This window comes from Prauserella sp. PE36, assembly GCF_003311655.1.
Classification (GTDB): domain Bacteria; phylum Actinomycetota; class Actinomycetes; order Mycobacteriales; family Pseudonocardiaceae; genus Prauserella_A; species Prauserella_A endophytica.
The window spans coordinates 1-18,773 of record NZ_QEQT01000087.1; the positions used below are offsets into that span (position 1 = coordinate 1).

Below are 18,773 nucleotides of genomic sequence, written 5' to 3' on the forward strand. Positions count from 1 at the left end.
ACGAGGACGACGCGGTGCGGATCGCCAACAACTCCATCTACGGACTCTCCGGCGCCGTCTACAGCGCGGACGAGGACAGGGCCGTCGCGGTGGCGCGGCGCATCCGCACCGGGACGCTCAGCATCAACGGCGGCAACTTCTTCGCGCCCGACGCGCCGTTCGGCGGCTACAAGCAGTCGGGCATCGGCAGGGAGATGGGCGCCGCCGGGCTCGAGGAGTTCCAGGAGCGCAAGACGTTCGCGGCGGTGGTCGCATGAGCGGGCCGCTCGAGGGAATCCGCGTGCTCGAGGTCGCGATGTACGGCTTCGTGCCCTCGGCGGGCGCGGTGCTCGCGGACTGGGGAGCCGACGTCATCAAGGTCGAGCACGCCGTCACCGGCGACCCACAGCGCGGGTTACGGCGCACCGGCCGCTACGTCGTCGAGCACGATCCGAATCCCAACATCGAGCACGCCAACCGGGGCAAGCGCAGCCTCGGCCTCGACATGTCCCGGCCCGAGGGGCGGGAGGTACTGCACGAGCTGGCGCGACGCGCGGACGTGTTCCTCACGAGCTTCCTGCCGCAGGCCCGGCGCAAGTTCGGCATCGACGTGGACGACATCCGCGCCGTGAACCCGAAGATCGTCTACGCGCGGGGAAGCGCGCTCGGGCCGCGTGGCCCGGAGGCCGACCGCGGTGGCTACGACATGACGGCGTTCTGGTGCCGGGCGTCCACCGCGGCCAGCGTCACCCCGCCGGGTACCGAGGGCATGATCAACCCGCCCGCGCCCGCCTACGGCGACACGATCTCCGGCACCAACCTCGCCGGTGGCATCGCGGCCGCGCTGGTGAAGCGCGAACGCACCGGCGAACCGTCCGTTGTGGACGTCTCGCTGCTCGGCAGCGGGCTGTGGGCGATGGGGCAGGCGATCGGGGTGTCGCTGCGGCTCGGTGAGCCGTGGGAGGGCACCACGCCGGGAGCCCACAGCTCGCCGGCGAACCCGCTGTCCGGGCTCTACCGCACGGCCGACGGCCGGTACCTGTCGTTGATGATGCTCCAGCCCGGCAAGTTCTGGGCCGACGTGTGCCGGCACATCGACCGTCCCGAGCTGGCCGACGATCCCCGGTTCGCCACTGCGGAGGCGATCGCCACGAACACCGCGGAGGCGGTGGCGATCCTGCGGGAGGTCTTCGCGGCTCGCCCGCTGGCCGAGTGGTCCCGCCGGTTCGCGACGCTGTCCGGGCCGTGGGCGCCGGTGCAGGACACGTTGCAGGCGGCGGCCGACGAGCAGGTGCGCGCCAACGAGTACGTGCGGAGCGCGGGCGAGCTGGAGCTGGTGGCGAGCCCGGCGCAGTTCGACGTCACCGCGCCCGAGCTGTCGGCGGCACCCTCGTTCGCCGCGCAGACCGAGGAGATCCTCCTTGAGCTGGGCCTGGGGTGGGACCGCATCATCGCCCTCAAGGAGGCCGGTGCGGTGACCTGACCCCGTCGGCAGTGAAGGTGGCCTTCACTGCCGACGGGGTCACCCGTGGGTTCAGGCGGGTGTGCCCGCGCGCATCGCCGGGTGCTTGGCCCTGATGAAGTCGGCCATCGCCTGCACGGACTCGGCACGGAAGCTCGTGCTCTCCGGCCACACCTGAAGGTCCACGGTGACGCGTGAGCGTGCCGCCCGGGTCGCGAAAGCCAGCGAGTCGTCGAGCAGCGGATCGGTGCCGGCCGCCAGCAGCTGCACGGGCGGCAGGCCGTGGAGATTCGCGTACAGCGGGCTCAGCCGCGAGTCGGTGAGCGGCGTGTTGCGCGCGTACGCGGTGATGCGCTGGCGCAGCGCGATGATGTCGAACGCCGGATCGGTGCTCGCGTTGAACAGCAGGCTCTTGGTCTCCAAAGTGAGATCCAGCAACGCGGAGAGCAGCACCGCGCATCGCGGTGAGGTGGCCTCCGAGTCGCGCAGCTGCACGAGCATCGCCGTCGCCAGCGCGGCGCCGATCCCCTCGCCGAGCACCACCACCGGGCCCGCGGCCTGGCAGTAGCTGTAGCCGGAATGGGCGTCGATGAGCGCGGCGGGGAAGGCCGACCGGTAGCGGGGACAGACGACCGTCGCACCGGTCAGCAGGGCCAGCCTGCGTGCGAGGTCCAATGCCGGCTCAGGGCCCTCCTGGTTGCCGTGCAGATAGAGAACGACCAGCTCGGCGTCCTCCGAAGGCCGGACCACCGGGCCGACGGGGCTCTCCTCGACACTCACGTCATCGCCCACGGTTCATCACCCTTTCCACCGTGTCCCGCTGCTCGTCGGCGAGCGGCGGCCTCCGTGAGGATATTGGCATTCTCTGTTGAAGAGAATAGCATATTCACGATCGCTCGCCGCTCGTTCCGGACCCGATCGGAGCTCCCGCCATGCGACAGATTCCCGCCGAGCTGACCACGCGCTACGAGGCCGAGGGTTGGTGGACCCGCGAGACGATCGGCGATCTGCTGGCGCGCGGTCTCGACGCCGCGCCGGACACCCCGTTCTGCGTGCATTCGGCCGAGCGGCCGTGGTCAGGAACGTTTCGCGACGTCGAGCACGTCGCGCGCAGGCTCGCCGGCGGGCTGCGCGAACGCGGCGTGAGACCCGGCGACGTCGTGGCCTTCCAGCTGCCCAACTGGATGGAGGCCGCCGCCGTGTTCTGGGCGTCGGCGTTCCTCGGAGCCGCTGTGGTGCCGATCGTCCATTTCTACGGCCGCAAGGAGCTGGAGTACATCCTCGACGTCAGCAAGCCGCGCGTGTTCGTCACGGCCGAGCGTTTCGGGCGGCTGGAGTTCCAGTCGGACCTGTGCTCGGGGGTGCCGGTGGTCGGTGTGGTGGGCAGGGACTTCGACGACCTGCTCGCCGCCGAGCCCATGCCGGGCACGCTCCCCATCGATCCGGCAAGCCCGGCGCTGATCGCCTTCACCTCCGGCACCACCCGTGACCCCAAGGGCGTGATCCACAGTCACCGGACGCTTGGCTTCGAGACCCGCCAGCTCGCCGGGCGCTACCCGCCGGACCGCGGGCTGCAGCTCACCTCGGCGCCGGTCGGGCATTTCATCGGCATGGTCAACGCGTTCCTGATCCCGGTGCTCGACGAGCGGCCGGTGAACCTCGCCGACGTCTGGGATCCCGCCCAGGTGCTGGGGCTCATCGAGAGCGATGGCCTGAGCGTGGGCGGGGGAGTGCCGTACTACGTCACGAGCGTGCTCGACCACCCGGACTTCCGGCCGCATCACCTGCGCGGGCTGAAGTACGCGGGCCTCGGCGGCTCGGCGGTGCCGTCGGCGATCACCACCCGGCTGGAGAGCCTCGGTATCACGGTGTTCCGCTCGTACGGCAGCACCGAGCATCCGTCGGTGACGTGCTCGAGATACACCGCGCCCGTGGACAAGCGCCTGCACACCGACGGCGACGCCTGCCCGGGGGTGGAGCTGCGCATCGCCGAGGACGGCGAGATCCTCACGCGTGGTCCGGACCTGTGTCTCGGCTACACCGACGAGGAGCTCACCAAGCGCGCTTTCGACGACGAGGGCTGGTACCACACCGGCGACATCGGCGTGCTCGACGAGGACGGCTACCTGACGATCACCGACCGCAAGGCCGACGTGATCATCCGCGGCGGCGAGAACATCAGTGCCGCCGAGGTCGAGGAGGTGCTGCTCGGCCTGCCCGCGATCGCCGAGGTCGCCGTGGTCGCCGCCCCCGACGACCGGCTCGGCGAGCACGCCGCGGCCGTTGTCAGGGTCAGGCCGGGCGAGCGCGCGCCCTCGCTCGGCGAGCTGAGGGTGCACCTCGACGCGGCGGGGCTGGCCAGGCAGAAGTGGCCGGAGGAACTGCACGAGGTCGAGGACTTCCCGCGCACCGCGAGCGGCAAGGTCCAGAAGTTCCTGCTGCGGCAGGACATTGCGGCACGCTCCAGAAGAGAATAACATTCTCACCAAAGGCAAAGGAGGATCTCATGCCGTCGCGCGAACTGCCCTTCCCGTTGTTCGATGCGGACAACCACCTGTACGAGACCGAGGAGGCGCTGACGAAGTTCCTGCCCAAGGAGTACGAGGGCGCCATCGAGTACGTGCAGGTGCGGGGCCGCACGAAGATCGCCATCCGGGGGCACATCAGCGAGTACATCCCCAACCCGACGTTCGAGGTCGTCGCACGGCCCGGCGCGATGGAGGAGTACTTCCGGGTGGGCAACCCCGAGGGCAAGACCCGGCGCGAGATCTTCGGCGAGTCGATGAAGTCGATTCCTGCGTTCCGAGAACCGGGTGCGCGCCTGAAGCTCATGGACGAGCTGGGCATCCAGCGCTCGCTGATGTTCCCGACCCTCGCGAGCCTCATCGAGGAGCGCATGCGCGACGACCCGGAGCTGATCCACGTCGTCATCCACTCGTTGAACCAGTGGCTGCACGAGACCTGGTCGTTCAACTACTCCGACCGCATCTACACGGTGCCCGTCATCAGTCTGCCGATCGTGGAGAAGGCGATCGAGGAGCTGGAGTGGTGCGTCGAGCGCGGCGCGCGGGCGATCCTCATCCGGCCCGCCCCCGTCCCCGGTTTCGGGGGGTCCCGCTCCTTCGCGTTGCCCGAGTTCGACCCGTTCTGGCAGCGCGTCGTGGAGACGGGCGTGCTGGTGGCGATGCACTCCTCCGACAGCGGGTACAGCCGCTACGCCAACGACTGGGAGGGAGGCAACCGCGAGTTCCTCCCGTTCAAGCCCAACGCCTTCCGCACGGTCGGCGAGTGGCGGCCCGTGCAGGACGCGGTGGCGTCGTGGGTCTGCCACGGTGCGCTGTTCCGATTCCCCGAACTGAAGATCGCCGTGATCGAGAACGGCTCCTCCTGGCTGGCACCGCTGCTCGACACGCTCGCCGACGTCTACAAGAAGATGCCGCACGAGTTCCTCGGCGACCCGGTGGAGGCCGTCAAGCGCAGCATTCACGTGAGCCCGTTCTGGGAGGAGGACATGGCGGAGCTGGCCGACCTGATCGGCGTGGAACGCGTCCTGTTCGGCTCCGACTACCCGCACCCGGAGGGGCTCGCCGACCCGGTCAGCTACGTCGACGCGCTGGCCAAGCTGAGCGAGGCCGATCAGGCCAAGATCATGGGCGGCAACCTCGCCCGGCTGATCGCGGCATGAGCTGGGAGACCATCCCCCGGATGGTCCTGAGCGCCGGCGACCGCTTCGGGGACGCCGAGGCGGTCGTCGACGGGCCGCTGCGGCTCACCTTCACTCAGCTCGTGGAGCGGGTGCGGGTGGCGGCGGGGGCCTTCGCCTCGGCGGGTGTCGGCAAGGGCGACCGGGTGGCGATCTGGGCGCCCAACTCCGCCGAGTGGATCATCGCGGCGTTCGGGCTGCTGACCGCGGGCGGGGTGCTGGTGCCCGTCAACACCCGGTTCAAGGCCGAGGAGGCCGGCGACATCATCCGCCGCAGCGAGGCGAAGGCCGTCCTCGTGCAGAAGGGCTTCCTCGGCCAGGACTACCCGGCGCCGCCGGGGGTTCCGGTGATCGACCTCAAGTCGGGCTTCCTCTCCAGCGGTTCGCCGTTCGAGCGCGAGGTCCGGGGCGACGACATCGCCGACATCGTGTTCACCTCGGGCACGACGGGGCGGCCCAAGGGCGTGCTGATGAACCATGCCCAGACGCTGCGGCTGTACGCGGAGTGGTGCGACCTGGCCGACCTGAGGCAGGGGGACCGCTACCTGATCGTCAACCCGTTCTTCCACACGTTCGGCTACAAGGCCGGCTGTGTCGCGTCGCTGATCCGTGGCGCGACGATCCTGCCGGTGCCGGTGTTTGACGTGGGCGCGGTGCTCGACCTCGTCGAGCGTGAGCGGGTGACCATGCTCCCCGGACCGCCGACGCTGTACCACTCACTGTTGGAGGCCCAGGGCGACCGGGACCTCTCGTCTCTGCGGGCCGCCGTCACCGGTGCCGCGGACATCCCGGTGGAGCTCATCCGGCGCGTCCGAGAGGAGCTGCCGTTCGAGTCGATCATGACCGGGTACGGGCTGACGGAGGCGGGCACGGCCACGGCGTCACGGCCCGGCGACTCGTTCACCGACATCGCGACCACGGTCGGCAGGCCGTGCGCCGGTGTCGAGGTGAGCATCGCCGGCGACGGCGAGGTGCTCGTGCGCGGGTACAGCGTCATGCAGGGCTACCTCGACGACCCGGCCGCCACGGCGGAGGCCATCGACCCGGACGGCTGGCTGCACACCGGCGACCTCGGCACGCTCGACGAGCGGGGGTACCTGAGGATCGTCGGGCGCAAGAAGGACATGTTCATCGTGGGCGGGTTCAACGCCTATCCCGCCGAGATCGAGGGCTTCCTCCTCGAACATCCCGCGGTGGCCCAGGTCGCCGTGATCGGGGTGCCCGACGAGCGCCTCGGCCAGGTGGGCAAGGCGTTCGTCGTGCCAAGGAGCCCGGTCTCGGCCGACGACCTGATCGCGTGGAGCCGCGCGCGAATGGCCGGGTTCAAGGTGCCGCGCTCCGTGGAGTTCCTCGACGAGCTCCCGCTGAACGGCACCGGCAAGGTGATGAAGGACCAGCTCGCCGACCGAGGGTCGCCGTCGTGACCTGACCGAGCACAAAGGACGTACCGCCATGACCGCGTCACTGCTGGCCGCTCCCGGCCCCGCGGAAGACTCCGCTCCCCTCGCCGAGAACGGCGGGGGATGGACCATCGCGGAGTACCGTTCGGTGCTCGGCTGGACCGTCACGTGGGGCGGCGGCCGTCCGCTGCTCGACCTCGGGCACGGGATGGTGGCGGTGACCGCGCCGAGGCCGCTCGCGGTGGGGCTCGCCGAGCGGCTGCACCGCCTCGACGCGACCGGCCCGGTGTTCGCCGTCGACGGCGCACGCCCGTACTGGGTGTTCCTCGCCGACCCGAACGACGAGGTCAACGCCGATCTCCACCTGCCGCGCGGAGTGGAGATCCTCGGCTGCCCGCAGCGGATCCCGGTGCCCGTCGAGGTGCCGAGGTCGCCCGCGCTGCGCTGGATCGTGCCGCCCGACACCCGCCGCCGCTGGCTGCCCACCCTCGCCGCCGTCGCGCTCGCGGCAGCGCGCACCGGTCGGCAGTGAAGGCCACCTTCACTGCGTTGGATCAACGCAGCGGCGCACAGCGTCTCCGTGTGGGTGGTGGTGGGAGACGGGCGGGCGCAGGCAGGGTGGCCTTCACTGCGTTCAACGCAGGCAAGGTGGCCTTCACTGCGGTCGGTCGGACCTCACCCCGACGACGGGAGGATGATCGACAGCCACAGCAGCGCGGGTGCGAGCAGCACCACGATCCCGCCGTAGACGAGCTGCGTGCGGTACACGCGGTCGCGGGCGTCCTCCGTGGCGTTGGCGATCACGGCGGCCCCGTTGCCGGAGAACGGGCTCACGTCGACGATCGTCGCCGAGATCGCGATCACCGCGACCACCGCGAGCACCGACATGGTCGAGTTCTGCAGCAACGGCACCGCGAGCGGGGTCAGCGCCGCGATGGTGCCCGCCGAGCTCGCGAACGCCGACACGATGCCGGCCACGTAGCCGAGCAGCAGCACCGTGAGCATCGGCGCGCCGACGCCGAGCGCGACGTCGCCCAGCAGATCGATCGCCCCGATCTCCTGCATCACACCGATGTAGGTGATCGTCCCGGTGACGAGCAACACCACCGACCACGGGATCTTGCGCACGGCCTCGGCGTGGTGCTGGTGCCGGTACAGGCCGAGCAGCGTGGCCAGCGTGATCGCCAGCAGGCCCACGTCGAGTTCGAGCACCGCGCCGACGAACAGCCCGGCGATCGCCAGCGTCGTGAGCGCGATGTCCAGCGTGAGCGTGGGCGCCGTGGTCCGCGTCCTCGTCAGCACGCCCCCGCCGGAACCGGTGGGCTCGTCGTCGGCTTGCCCGGTGGGCTCGGTCACGGCGCGGCCGAGCCGCAGCCCGCCGTAGGCCACGAAGACGATCATCGCCGGGATGATGCTCGCGACGAAGGCGAGGGCGAACAGCCCCCACGGATCGCTCGGCAGCCCGCTCTGGTCGAGCACGCCCGCGACGGTGACGCCGTAGACGCTGATCGGCGACAGCGACCCGGCCGCGGCGCCGTGCACGACCAGAATGCCCATCATCGGCTGGGGAATGCGGTTCTTCGCGGCGAAGGCCAGCGCGATCGGCGCGACGATCGGTGGCGAGAAGACCGCGCCGATCGCCGACAGCAGAGCCGTGACCGCGAACATGATCCACGGGATGAACACGGTGCGGCCGCGGACCATGCGCACGGCGCTGGAGATGAGCCAGTCGACCGTGCCGTTGGCGTTGGCCACGTTGAACAGGTAGGTGACCCCCACCAGGATCAGCATCAGCTCGACCGGGAACCCGGCGAGCGCGTCCTCAGTGGATAGTCCCGCGGCGAGGACGCCCACGGCGAACGTGGCACCCAGGGCGATCACGCCGAGGTTGAGCGGACGGGTCGTGCCGAGGACGAAGGCGACGACAAGGACGATGAGTGAGACGATCTGCAGTGTCATGGGCCGGAAACCACCTTGTGCTCCAGTGCTGAACGACGTTGTTCAGTCCGGCCGCGTCAGCGGACGGAGCCGGGGCGCTTGATGCCCAGCTGGTCACGCAGGGTCGGGCCCTCGTACTCCCGCCGGAACAGGCCACGCTCTTGCAGGATCGGCACGACCATGCGCACGAACTCCTCGAAAGCGCCCGGCAGATGCGTCGCCGCGAGCACGAACCCGTCGCAGGCGCCGCTCTCGAACCACTCCTGCATCTGGTCGGCGACGCGCTCGGCGGTGCCGACGAAGCGAGGACCCTGCAGCAGCGTCGCCCGGTGCGCGGCGAGGTCGCGCACGGTCAGGTCGTCGCGGTTCAGGTGCCGCTTGACGCCCTCGGCGAGTCCCCGGATCCCCGAACTGGCCTCGGTCATCTCCGCGGTGACCGGGTCGTCGAGGTCGTGCTTGGCGAAGTCGTAGTTCATCACCTCGGACAGCAACGCCAGTGAGGCGGCCGGGTGCACGTAGGCGTCGAGGAACAGCCGCTCCTTCTCCTCCGCGATCGACTGGGTCTCCCCGACCACGGCGTAGGCCATCGGCAGGATCTTGACGTCGTCGGGGTCGCGGCCGAACTCGGCGACGCGCTGCTTCTGGTCGCTGTAGTGCTGTTGCGCCACGGAAAGGCCGGGGTCGGCGGTGAAGACGAGGTCGGCCCATTCGGCGGCGAACTCCCGGCCGCGGCCGGACGAGCCCGCCTGCAGGATCGTCGGCCGCCCCTGCGGCGTGCGCGGCACGGTCAGCGGGCCCCGCACCCGGAACCACTTGCCCTCGAAGTTCACCTCACGCACCTTGTCCGGGTCGGCGAACTCGCCGGACTCCTGGTCCATGATCAGCGCGTCGTCGTCCCACGAGTCCCACAGCGCGGTCGTGGCCTCGAGGAACTCCTGTGCCCGGTCGTAGCGCTCGTCGTGCCCGAAGTGGGAGTCGCGGCCGAAGTTCTGCCCCTCCGAGTCGTTGACCGAGGTGACGACGTTCCACGCTGCCCTGCCACCGGAAAGGTGGTCGAGTGTGGCGAACGTCCGCGCGACGTGGAAGGGCTCGTAGTAGGTCGTCGAGTAGGTGGCGCCCACCCCGATCCGGCTGGTGGCGCCGATGATCCCGCCGAGCACAGCGGTGAGGTCGAGCTTGACCGGCCTCGCGCCGCGGCGCACGGCCTCCGCCACGGAGTTGCCGTAGATCCCGGGCATCGCGAGCCGGTCGTCGAAGAAGACGAGGTCGAACTTGCCCTGCTCCAGGGTCCGCGCGATGCGCTGGTAGTAGTCCATGGTGAGGAATGACAGATCGGCGGAGGGGTAGCGCCACGATCCGGAGTAGACGGTGACGTTGCCGGCCTGCATGAAGCCGACCAGGGTCATCCGGCGTGTCATGAGCGTGTCCTTTCGGTGTGCTGTCCGTTGATGCCGAGCAGGGCGGCCTTGCGGGCGACCGTCTCGGCGTGGCGAAGATGGGCGGCGTCGACGAGCATTCCGTCGAGGCCGGTGGCGCCGCGTCCGCCCGCTTCGCTCTCGCGATAGGCGGCGACCACCTTCTCGGCGTGGGCGATCTCGTCGGGTGTCGGGGCGAAACACTCGTTGGCGATCTCGACCTGGCTGGGGTGGATGGCCCATTTGCCGACGTAGCCGAGGACGCTGGCGCGCTCGCACGCCACGCGGTAGTCCTCGGGCGCGCGGTAGTTCGGAAACGGCGCGTCGATCGCGTCGATCCCGGCGGCGCGCGCGGCCACCACCACCCGCGAGCGGGCGTAGTGCCACAGGTCGCCGGGGTAGGGGAGGCCGGGGTCGAAGTTGGTGTCCACCCTGGCGCCCTGCGAGGCGGAGAAGTCCCCGGCGCCGAAGATGATCGCCTCCAGTCGGTCGCTGGACCGTGCGATCTCGTCGACGTGCTGCAGGCCCTCAACCTCCTCGATGAGCACCTCCAGCCCGATCCGCTTCTCGAGCCCGAGCCGCTGTTCCAGCTGCGTGAGGAGAACGTCGACCCACCACACGTCCCGTGCCCGGCGGACCTTCGGCACGATGATCACGTCGAGCGCATCGCGAGCACCGGTCACCACCTCGATCACGTCGCCGTGCGCCCACCACGTGTCGATCGCGTTCATCCGGATCGCGCGCGTGGTGCGGCCCCAGTCCAGGTCTCGCAGCGCGGTCACCGCCTTGCCGCGCGCCGCCTCGCGCTCGGCGGGCGCACACGCGTCCTCCAGGTCGAGGAACACGAGGTCGGCGCCGGATCCGGCGGCCTTCTCGAACATCCAGTCGTTGCTGGCCGGCGTCGCGAGCTCGGAGCGGCGGGCCCTGACGGGACGGGACATCTCAGATCACCCCCTCGGCGCGCAGCTGCCGGAGCCGGTCCTCGCTCAATCCGAGCAGGCCGCCGTAGACCTCGTCGTTGTGCTCGCCGACGGCGGCCCCGAGGTGCTCGACCCGGCCCGGCGTCGCCGACATGCGGGGGACGGGTCCCTGCACCCGCATGGAACCGAGGTCGGGATCCGGAACGTCCACATAGGTCTCGCGCGCCCTCAGCTGCGGATCGGCCAGCAGTTGTCCGGCGTCGTACACGGGCGCGGCGGCGACCTCGGCCCGCTCGAACACCGCCATCGCGTCCTCGAGCGTGCGTTCGGCGATCCACTCGGCCATGAGCCGGTCGATCTCCGCGGCGTTGCGCAGCCGCTGCTGGGCCTCGGCGAACCGGGGGTCCTCCGTGAGCTCGGGACGGCCGATCGCCCGCAGGGCGCGTTTCGCGATCGTCGGCGCACTGCCCGACATCGCGAGCCAGCGCCCGTCCTTGGTGCGATAGGTGTTGCGCGGCGCGCTGATCTCCCAGCGGTTGCCGGTGCGGCCGGGGATGGTGCCCAGCTGGTCGTAGGTCAGCACGGACTGCTCGATGAGCCGCGCGAGCGGTTCGATGAGGTTGATGTCGATCAGCTGACCGCCGCCGCCGTGGACGTCGCGGTGGTAGAGCGCCATCATCACCGCGTACGTCGCGTTGAGCGCGGCCACGCCGTCGGCCAGCATGAACGACGGCAGCGTCGGGGGACCGTCGGGCTCTCCGGTGAGGTGCGCGAACCCGCTCATGGCCTCGCCGAGCGTGCCGAAGCCGGGCCGGTCGCTGTTCGGCCCGCCCGAGCCGAAGCCGGTGACGTGCACCAGCACCAGGCCCGGGTTCTCCGCCGCGAGGCTCTCGTAGTCGAACCCCCACTTCGCCAGCGTCGACGGCCGGAAGTTGACCACCAGCACGTCGGCACCCCGGGCTAGCTCGCGCAGGAGCTCCCGCCCCGCCTCCTTCCGCAGATCTAGGGTCACCGACTTCTTGTTGCGGCCCAGGCTCTTCCACATCAGGCCGACGCCGTCTCGTTGCGCGCCCCACTGGCGCAGCGGGTCTCCGCCGCCGGGTTGCTCGACCTTGATCACCTCGGCGCCGAACTCGCCGAGCCAGGTCGCCACCAGCGGCCCGGCAGCGAGGGTCGCCGCGTCGACGACCCGGATGCCGGACAGTGCTCGTGCGGACATCGATGTCCCTTCTCAGGCTGCTGTGTAATCCTTTACATCAGAAATGTAATCGATTACATCGGCTTCGCTCCTCAGCGAACCTGACAAGGCGGGCCGCTGTCAAGTCCCCTTGACGACTCCGGCGGCGGTCGTGTTCACTCAAGAAGGTCCGCGTATGTAATCGATTACATCGCTTGCTGAAACGCCTTGCATCGAATGGCCACAAAGGACGGACGAGCCGACGAAGGGACGTACGCCATGAGCGTGGACGCGAGTCCGGGACGGAGTGAGCCCGCCCGGTTGTTCAAGGAGGCGATGGCGAGCTTCCCGAGCGGGGTCACCATCGTGACCACCGCCGACGACGAGGGCCGGTGGTGGGGCTTCACGGCGACGTCGTTCTGCTCGGTGTCGATGGACCCGCCGCTCGTGCTCGTGTGCCTTTCGCGGTCGGCGCGGTGCCATCCCGCCTTCCAGCGGGCCTCGCACTGGCTGGTGCACGTGATCGATCCCGCCGACGCCGCGCTCGCGCTGCGCTTCGCGAGCAAGGGCGCGGACAAGTTCGCCGACGCGGGGTTCACCGTGGACGAACGTGGGCTGCCCGCTCTCGACCGCGCCTGCGTCCGGCTGGACTGCGCGACGCACGCGCGGCACCCCGGCGGCGATCACACGATCCTGGTCGGCGAGGTGGAGCGAGCTCACCTGCGCCCGGCGACCCCCGCCGTCTACTACCGGCGGGACTTCCGGTCGCTCGCCTGAGACCCTTTGGGCGCGGGTCCGGTGGACCCGGCGAGGTGCAGCTGGGCCGTGACGAACTGGGGCTCGGGTTCCCCGCCGCGCGCGGGCCCGCTGTCGAGCACGGTGCCGAGCAGGCGCGCGGCGCGCAGTGCCAGATCCTGGTAGTCGACGGTGATCCGCGTGAGCGGGGGATCGCTCAGCGCGAACCAGCTCGGGTGCCCGTAGACGACGAGCGACAGCTCGTCGGGCAGCCGCCTGCCGCTCTCGTGCACGGCCCGCGCCGCGCCGATCGAGAGCGCGCCACCGCCGACGATCAGCGCGGTGGGCGGGCGTGAGCCGTCGAGCAGGTCCCGCACGCCACGCCCGCCGTTCTCCGTGGTCGGCTCCAGCAACCGCATCGCGAGCGCGCCGCGGTCCAGGCCGGCGAGCTGTAGCCCGCGGCGGATCCCGCGCAGCCGGGCGGCACCGTTCGACAGCGCCTCCGGCGTGCCGAGGTAGCCGATCCTGGTGTGGCCGAGCGCGGCGAGGTGCAGCACCGCCTCGGACATCGCCTGCTCGTCCTCGCTGAACACGCCGGGAGCCGCGATGCCGCACGCGCGGTGGAACTCCACGACGGGCAGGTTCGACAGGAGCTGCTTGCTCGCCTCGAGGATGTGCGTGCTCGGCGAGATGATCAGTCCGGCGACGCGGCTGGCGACCAGGTCCTTGAGCTGGTGGAGCTCCCGCTCCGGGTCGTTCTCCGTGATCGTGAGGATCAGCTGGGTGCCGTCGGCGGACAGCAGCCGCGCGCACTCCGCGGCGACCGACGAGTACGCGGGCGTGTCGACGTAGGGGATGACGAAGCCGACGAACGCGCGGCTGACGTTCGCGCTGAGCGCCCTTGCCATGCGGTTGGCCACGTAGCCGCGCGCCTCGGCGTGCTCCCGGATCCGCTGCGCGAGCTCGGGCCGCACGGCGGGGCTGCCGTTGAGCGCCCTGGAGATCGTCGCGGTCGACACCTCCAGCTCGGCGGCGAGGTCGGCGACGCTGACCTTGGTCACCCGTCCGCGCGTGCCCACCGCGACCTCCCCGGAAATGTAACGTATTACATCGCACCCTAGGCCGGGCTCGGTCGCGGACGCAACACTCAGCCGGGATCGCCGTGCAGGGCGGTGAGGCAGAACCGCCAGACGTTCTCGGCGAGCGCGCCGTGGTGACCCGGTTCGCCCGGCCCGAGGATCATCGTGTGAAACGACGTCGTGACCACCGACGTGATGATGTGGACGTCCCAGTCCACATCGGCCGGACGGATTTGCCCTTCCTCCTGCGCGGCGAGCACGAACTCCTTGAGCAGCGCCTCGTAGGAGCGGCTCGTCTCCGCGATCGTCTCCGGGCTGGTGACGGCCAGCCGCATGTGCTCCTTCGCGATCACCCGGCTGACGGTTCCGTTCTCGCGGCGCCACTCCAGCGGCCAGGTGACCGCGAGCCGCAGCCGCGCCAGCGGATCGTCGGCGCTGGAGAGGATCTGCTCCCGGATGCGCGGGGTCGCACCGGCGACGGAGGTCATGAAGACCTCCTTCAGGAACTCCTCCTTGTTCGCGAAGCACCGGTAGAACGTCTTGATCGCGACGTGGGCCCTGCGCACGAGCTCGTCGATCGTGTACGTCGTGTCGCCGCGTTCGAGCAGCAGCTGCTGCCCCGCCGTGACGAGTTTCGTCCTCGGCCCGACGTAGGACCCCGCGTCGGGGCGTACGGTGGCGTGCCGGGCGATTCGCCCGGCCCAGCCCGGCTCGACCTGCACGGGCGCCAGCCTATCCGGGTCCAGTGCTCTCTCCCTCCTGTGCCGTTGGCCGGAAGACGGGCAGCACGACGCCCTGCCCGATGTCCTCGAAGAAGACCTCCAGCCGCATCCCGAGCTCGAGCCGCGCGGCGCCGAGCACGGTGGAGTGCACCAGTGGTCCTTCGTCCAGCTCCACCACCGCGACGTTGGGCGGCGGGTCGGCGAACGAGTTCGCGTACCGCTGGTGCACCACGGTCCAGGAGTGCAGCCGGCCCTGTCCGGTCGCCTCCTTCCACACCATCGGCGCCAGGCCGTGCCGAGGGCAGCCGCCCGCGGGCCAGACGGCGTGATCGCACGTCGTGCACCGGAAGAGCAGGTAGCGGCCCTGGCGGCAACCCTCCCAGAACTCCTCGTCCACCCGGTCAGGGGCCACGTCGCCCGGGTAGGGCCTCGGCGCGCTCACCGCGGCCTGCCCAGCACGAGCGAGACGTGGGCCCACGACCCGTGCACACCGCCGTTGCCGCCGCTGCCGCTGACGAGGCACAGTTCCGCGTCCGGCACCTGGTTCGTCGGGGCCTGTCCCCGCACCTGCAGGATCCCTTCCGACAGCGGCGTGAACCCGGTGGCGTAGAAGCCCGAGAGCTGCCCGCCGCCGGTGCTGGTGGGCAGGCTTCCGCCCGCGGCGGTGTGCCCTTCGGCGACGAACGCGGGCGCCTCGCCCTCGCCGCAGAACCCGTACTCCTCCAGTTGCAGGAGTGTCGCGATGGTGAACGGCGCGTAGAGCTGAGCGCTCGACATGTCCTCCGGGCCGACGCCCGCCTCGCCGAACGCCCGCCGCGCGGCGTCCGGCGCCGCACCGAAGCGGCTGACCATGGTGCCGTCCCACCAGTTCGTGATGTTGTGCCCGCAGCCCGCGCCGAGCACCTCCACCGGGCTGCCCGCGCAGTCGGCGGCGCGGGCAGCCGAGGTGAGCACGATGGCGGCGCCACCGTCGGTGGGACGGGAGCAGTCGAGCAGGCGCAGCGGGTCGACGATCATCCTGGACGCCTGGTGCTCGGCCACCGTGATGGGCTGTCCGTACCCGATCGCGCCGGGCCGGACGCTGCCGTGATCCCGTTCGACCACCGCCACCGCGGCCAGGTCCTCCGAGGAGGCGCCGAACCGGTCGAGGTAGCGCCGCGCCGCCAGCGCGTAGACCGCGCCCGGCCCCACCAGCCCGTACAGGTACGGGTAGCCGTAGCTGTACCCGCCGATGTCGGATCTGCCCCCGCCGCCGTGGTTCGGTTCCAGCTTGGGCGCGTCGCCGGTGAACGCCTCCCCGTAGACGCTCAGTACGTACTCGGCCTGCCCGGTCGCGAGGAGCCCGGCGGCCACCACCACCGACAGCGCGGGGGAGGCGCCGCCCGAGCTCAGCGCGAACGACATCCTCGGTGACAGGCCCGCGTAGCGCAGGTCCTCGGGCATCGCGCCGAAGCAGATGCAGGCGTCGATCTGTTCCCGGCGCAGTCCCGCGTCGTTCAACGCCGCGTCGATGGCCTGCCTGCGCAGCTCCCTCGAGGAGAACCCGAGCCGGCGACCCTGCGGGCTCAGACCGAGCCCGACGATGGTGGCGCCGGCGTCGCTCACGCCACGCCGCCGGGCACGGGCAGGTTCGCCGTGTCGGCCGGGGTGAACTGGAACAGCCGCTCCGCGTTGCCCCGCAGGACCTTGTACTGCACCTCGGGGCTCATGCCGGCGAGCCGGTCGCGCGCGAGCTTGATCGAGTTCGGCCACGTGGTGTCGGAGTGCGGGTAGTCGGTTTCGATCATCACGTTGTCCTCGCCGATCAGGTCGAGGTTGCGCAGCCCGGCGATGTCGTCGATGAAGCAGCCGTAGATGTGGTCGCGGAAGCTCTGCCGGATGTCGAAGTTGAGGTAGTCGATGGTGTGCGCGCCGTCGTCGGTGCGCTCCTGTTTGCTGCCCTTGCCGGGGTCGTAGTCGATGCCGCGCTGGAACCAGAAGCGCTGCTTGTCGATCACCTGCTCGGCGCGTTCGAGGAAGTAGGGGATCCAGCCGATGTTGCCCTCGGCGAGCGAGATCTTGAGCTGGGGGAAGCGTTCGAACACTCCGCTGAACAGCCAGTCGAGCATGGTGCCCGAGGTGCGCACGGCGCCCCAGGACAAGTTGGCCATGAAGTTGGTGTTCGAGTTGATCGACGGGATCTGCGACGACGAGCCGACGTGCATGCAGAGCACCACGCCGCACTCCTCGGCGGCGCGGAAGAACGGGTCCCAGTACCGGTCGGGGTCGTTGATCGTCGGCAGGCCGAGTGGCTCCGGGTTCTCGCTGAACGCGACCGCCCGCACGCCGCGCTCGGCCACCCGGCGGACCTCGGTGGCCGCGGCCTCGGGGTCCCACAGCGGGATGAGGGTGAGGGGGATGAACCGGCCCGGCGCCGTCGCGCACCACTCGTCGATCATCCAGTTGTTGTAGGCCTCGATGCAGGCGAGCCCGAGCTCCTTGTCCTCGCCGCGGTAGAAGGTCTGGCCGCAGAACGCGGGGAACGTCGGGAACGTCATCGACGCGAGGATGCCGCCCTCGTTCATGTCCTCGACCCTGGCCGCCGCGTCGTAGCAGCCGGGCCGCATCTCGTCGTAGCCCAGTGGCTCGGGGCTGATCTGGTTCTTCGCCCTGCCGACGGTCGCGGACAGCCCGCTGGCCCGCTGCTTCATGCCGAGGTAGTACCAGGTGCCTTTGCCGTCCTCCTCGATCACGAGCTTGGGCCCGCGGTCGCGGTAGCGCTCCGGCAGCCACGTCTGCCAGAGATGGCCCGGTTCGAGCACGTGGTCGTCCACCGAGATGAGCCAGTTGAGGTCCGGTTGCGTTGCCGTCATGGCGGTTGGTCCTTTCCGTGTGTTGGCTGGTGGTTCGTTCCCGGTCACACCACGCCGGCGTCCTTGAGCCGGGTGATCTCGGCCCAGTCGCAGCCGAGTTCGAGGAGGACCTGTTCGGAGTGCTCGGCGTGCTCGGGAGCCCGGCGAAGCTCGGGCACCTGCTCGTCGAACTGCACGGGCGCGCTCATCAGCCGGACCTCGGTGCCGTCGTGGTCGACCGGGACCGCGTAGCCGTTCTCGACGACCTGCGGGTCCGTCGCCGTCTCCCGCATCGAGCGCAGGACCGCCCACGGGCCCGCGAGATCGGCGAGCCTGCGCTCCCACTCCCGCAGCGGCAGGGCGGCGAAGACGCGTTCGAGCTCGGCGACGCAGGCGTCGTGGTTCGCCGAGCGGGCGGCCGCGTCGGCGAACCGTTCGTCCGCGAGCAGGTCGGGCCGGTCGAGGTGGCGGCACAGGTCGGGCCACCACCGGTCGGACTCGATCATCATGAGCGCGATCCACCGCCCGTCCCCGGTCCGGTACGAGCGTGCGATGGGGTTGGCCGAACGTCCCGTCACCACGGGGAATTCCCGGTCGAGCCCCCAGCTGTAGAGGATCGCGCTGGAGTGCTGCCAGAGCGCCGACCCGAGCAACGACACGTCCACAGTGGAGCCCACGCCGGTTCGTTCCCTGCGGTACAGCGCCGCCGCGATGCCGAACGCGAGGTTCATCGCGCCCGCCTTGTCGCCGAAGGCGGGAGGCTGGGGCAGTGGCCGGTCGGCGTCCTCGGCGGTGAGCGCCGCCGCGATCCCGCTGCGCATCCAGAACGACGTGAAGTCGTACCCGCCGCGGTCGGCGTCCGGCCCGCGCGCGCCCTGCGCCGTGGCGCGGGCGTAGACGATGCGCGGGTTGCGGGCCCGCACCGTGTCCTCGTCGAAGCCGAGCTTCCGCCGTGCCGGGCCCCGGAAGTTGGTGACGAAGACGTCGGCCCTATCCACGAGCCGCAGGAGCAGCTCGTGTCCGCGCGGGTCACGCAGGTTGAGCCCGACGCTGCGCTTGCCCCGGTTGGTCTGTGCCGTCACGACGTTGACCCCGCCGACCATCGGCACCACGCCGGAGGAGGCGAGGCCGCGCTGCGGGTCGCCGGTGACCGGATCCTCGATCTTGATCACCGAAGCGCCGAAGTCGGCCAGCACCGCGGCCGCGGCCGGAGCGAACGTCCACTGGGCGACCTCCAGCACCTGGACGCCATCGAAGACGGGGCCCGGATCGTCCGGCGGCAATGATGCCGATCGCATTGTCGTCGCTCCTCCACGGTGAGGGGTCAGCTGCGAGATGCGGGGGCGGAAATATCGCTCTCCGTCAACGCGTCGGCCTTCGACGGTATCCGGTAGAACCGCATATGTCCATAA

Annotated in this window: 18 protein-coding genes; 7 read left to right on the forward strand and 11 right to left on the reverse strand. The window is 70.5% G+C overall.

Going from position 1 to position 18,773, the window contains the following annotated elements; genetic code table 11:
• Together DI005_RS25355 and DI005_RS25360 are read left to right on the forward strand one after the other, a co-directional pair.
• Positions 1 to 257: aldehyde dehydrogenase family protein (locus DI005_RS25355; protein ID WP_113643849.1), on the forward strand; the 257-nt coding region annotated here is incomplete at its 5' end.
• Positions 254 to 1,462 carry a CaiB/BaiF CoA-transferase family protein gene (locus DI005_RS25360; RefSeq protein ID WP_113643850.1) on the forward strand — a complete coding sequence of 403 codons (1,209 nt, stop codon included), beginning with the start codon at positions 254 to 256 and terminating at the stop codon, positions 1,460 to 1,462. The genes DI005_RS25355 and DI005_RS25360, both read left to right, overlap by 4 nt.
• Before the next feature lie 51 nt (positions 1,463 to 1,513).
• On the opposite strand, the gene DI005_RS25365 is transcribed toward DI005_RS25360, so the two are convergent.
• On the reverse strand, positions 1,514 to 2,233 hold the full coding sequence (locus DI005_RS25365; protein ID WP_199543215.1) for an alpha/beta hydrolase: 720 nt from the start codon (positions 2,231 to 2,233) through the stop codon (positions 1,514 to 1,516).
• Positions 2,234 to 2,373: 140 nt separating this feature from the next.
• Here DI005_RS25365 and DI005_RS25370 point away from each other — a divergent pair, with 140 nt between their 5' ends.
• Genes DI005_RS25370 through DI005_RS25385 form a run of 4 tightly spaced genes read left to right on the forward strand, consistent with a single transcriptional unit; the run spans position 2,374 to position 7,076 of the window.
• Positions 2,374 to 3,918, forward strand: a complete 1,545-nt coding sequence (locus DI005_RS25370) for an AMP-binding protein (RefSeq protein WP_113643851.1) — start codon at positions 2,374 to 2,376, stop codon at positions 3,916 to 3,918.
• Positions 3,919 to 3,947: 29 nt separating this feature from the next.
• Complete coding sequence (locus tag DI005_RS25375; protein WP_113643852.1) at positions 3,948 to 5,126, forward strand: amidohydrolase family protein; 1,179 nt, start codon at positions 3,948 to 3,950, stop codon at positions 5,124 to 5,126.
• Positions 5,123 to 6,568 (forward strand): FadD3 family acyl-CoA ligase, encoded by a 1,446-nt coding sequence (locus DI005_RS25380; RefSeq protein WP_113643853.1) that lies wholly within the window; start codon positions 5,123 to 5,125, stop codon positions 6,566 to 6,568. Before DI005_RS25375 ends, DI005_RS25380 begins: the two co-directional genes overlap by 4 nt.
• 28 nt (positions 6,569 to 6,596) lie before the next feature.
• Positions 6,597 to 7,076 (forward strand): hypothetical protein, encoded by a 480-nt coding sequence (locus DI005_RS25385; protein WP_113643854.1) that lies wholly within the window; start codon positions 6,597 to 6,599, stop codon positions 7,074 to 7,076.
• A gap of 143 nt (positions 7,077 to 7,219) precedes the next feature.
• Here the strand turns inward: DI005_RS25385 and DI005_RS25390 are convergent, their stop codons facing one another.
• From DI005_RS25390 to DI005_RS25405, 4 genes are read right to left on the reverse strand one after another with little or no spacing between them, the layout of a single operon-like run.
• Positions 7,220 to 8,503, reverse strand: coding sequence for an SLC13 family permease (locus DI005_RS25390; RefSeq protein ID WP_113643855.1), 1,284 nt, complete (start codon positions 8,501 to 8,503; stop codon positions 7,220 to 7,222).
• Positions 8,504 to 8,559: 56 nt separating this feature from the next.
• Complete coding sequence (locus DI005_RS25395) at positions 8,560 to 9,900, reverse strand: LLM class flavin-dependent oxidoreductase (RefSeq protein ID WP_233520312.1); 1,341 nt, start codon at positions 9,898 to 9,900, stop codon at positions 8,560 to 8,562.
• Positions 9,897 to 10,838 (reverse strand): CoA ester lyase, encoded by a 942-nt coding sequence (locus tag DI005_RS25400; protein WP_113643856.1) that lies wholly within the window; start codon positions 10,836 to 10,838, stop codon positions 9,897 to 9,899. The genes DI005_RS25395 and DI005_RS25400 overlap by 4 nt, the downstream gene beginning before the upstream one ends.
• A 1-nt stretch (position 10,839) precedes the next feature.
• Positions 10,840 to 12,036, reverse strand: a complete 1,197-nt coding sequence (locus DI005_RS25405) for a CaiB/BaiF CoA-transferase family protein (protein WP_113643857.1) — start codon at positions 12,034 to 12,036, stop codon at positions 10,840 to 10,842.
• Between the two features lie 237 nt (positions 12,037 to 12,273).
• On the opposite strand from DI005_RS25405, the gene DI005_RS25410 reads away from it, so the two are divergent.
• On the forward strand, positions 12,274 to 12,771 hold the full coding sequence (locus DI005_RS25410) for a flavin reductase family protein (protein WP_112267503.1): 498 nt from the start codon (positions 12,274 to 12,276) through the stop codon (positions 12,769 to 12,771).
• On the opposite strand, the gene DI005_RS38020 is transcribed toward DI005_RS25410, so the two are convergent.
• The 6 genes from DI005_RS38020 to DI005_RS25445 form a co-directional block, all read right to left on the reverse strand.
• Positions 12,741 to 13,808, reverse strand: a complete 1,068-nt coding sequence (locus DI005_RS38020; protein ID WP_158559901.1) for a LacI family DNA-binding transcriptional regulator — start codon at positions 13,806 to 13,808, stop codon at positions 12,741 to 12,743. The genes DI005_RS25410 and DI005_RS38020 overlap by 31 nt on opposite strands.
• A 68-nt stretch (positions 13,809 to 13,876) precedes the next feature.
• Complete coding sequence (locus tag DI005_RS25425; RefSeq protein WP_158303104.1) at positions 13,877 to 14,530, reverse strand: TetR/AcrR family transcriptional regulator; 654 nt, start codon at positions 14,528 to 14,530, stop codon at positions 13,877 to 13,879.
• Between the two features lie 10 nt (positions 14,531 to 14,540).
• Complete coding sequence (locus DI005_RS25430) at positions 14,541 to 14,972, reverse strand: Zn-ribbon domain-containing OB-fold protein (protein ID WP_137095388.1); 432 nt, start codon at positions 14,970 to 14,972, stop codon at positions 14,541 to 14,543.
• Entirely contained in the window at positions 14,969 to 16,135 is a 1,167-nt protein-coding gene (locus DI005_RS25435; RefSeq protein ID WP_113643859.1) for a thiolase family protein, read from the reverse strand. Before DI005_RS25435 ends, DI005_RS25430 begins: the two co-directional genes overlap by 4 nt.
• Positions 16,132 to 17,382 (reverse strand): amidohydrolase family protein, encoded by a 1,251-nt coding sequence (locus DI005_RS25440; protein ID WP_112267496.1) that lies wholly within the window; start codon positions 17,380 to 17,382, stop codon positions 16,132 to 16,134. The genes DI005_RS25435 and DI005_RS25440 overlap by 4 nt, the downstream gene beginning before the upstream one ends.
• A 44-nt stretch (positions 17,383 to 17,426) precedes the next feature.
• Positions 17,427 to 18,659, reverse strand: a complete 1,233-nt coding sequence (locus DI005_RS25445) for a CaiB/BaiF CoA-transferase family protein (protein ID WP_113643860.1) — start codon at positions 18,657 to 18,659, stop codon at positions 17,427 to 17,429.
• Between the last annotated feature and the right edge of the window lie 114 nt (positions 18,660 to 18,773).

Excerpts from the sequence above, each read along its gene's own strand:
- DI005_RS25375 (WP_113643852.1), top strand. The coding sequence starts at position 3,948 with ATGCCGTCGCGCGAACTGCCCTTCCCGTTGTTCGATGCGGACAACCAC.
- DI005_RS25440 (WP_112267496.1), bottom strand. The coding sequence starts at position 17,382 with ATGACGGCAACGCAACCGGACCTCAACTGGCTCATCTCGGTGGACGAC.
- DI005_RS25370 (WP_113643851.1), top strand. The coding sequence starts at position 2,374 with ATGCGACAGATTCCCGCCGAGCTGACCACGCGCTACGAGGCCGAGGGT.
- DI005_RS25410 (WP_112267503.1), top strand. The coding sequence starts at position 12,274 with ATGAGCGTGGACGCGAGTCCGGGACGGAGTGAGCCCGCCCGGTTGTTC.
- DI005_RS25385 (WP_113643854.1), top strand. The coding sequence starts at position 6,597 with ATGACCGCGTCACTGCTGGCCGCTCCCGGCCCCGCGGAAGACTCCGCT.
- DI005_RS25380 (WP_113643853.1), top strand. The coding sequence starts at position 5,123 with ATGAGCTGGGAGACCATCCCCCGGATGGTCCTGAGCGCCGGCGACCGC.
- DI005_RS25395 (WP_233520312.1), bottom strand. The coding sequence starts at position 9,900 with ATGACACGCCGGATGACCCTGGTCGGCTTCATGCAGGCCGGCAACGTC.
- DI005_RS25390 (WP_113643855.1), bottom strand. The coding sequence starts at position 8,503 with ATGACACTGCAGATCGTCTCACTCATCGTCCTTGTCGTCGCCTTCGTC.
- DI005_RS25360 (WP_113643850.1), top strand. The coding sequence starts at position 254 with ATGAGCGGGCCGCTCGAGGGAATCCGCGTGCTCGAGGTCGCGATGTAC.
- DI005_RS25400 (WP_113643856.1), bottom strand. The coding sequence starts at position 10,838 with ATGTCCCGTCCCGTCAGGGCCCGCCGCTCCGAGCTCGCGACGCCGGCC.
- DI005_RS25445 (WP_113643860.1), bottom strand. The coding sequence starts at position 18,659 with ATGCGATCGGCATCATTGCCGCCGGACGATCCGGGCCCCGTCTTCGAT.
- DI005_RS25405 (WP_113643857.1), bottom strand. The coding sequence starts at position 12,036 with ATGTCCGCACGAGCACTGTCCGGCATCCGGGTCGTCGACGCGGCGACC.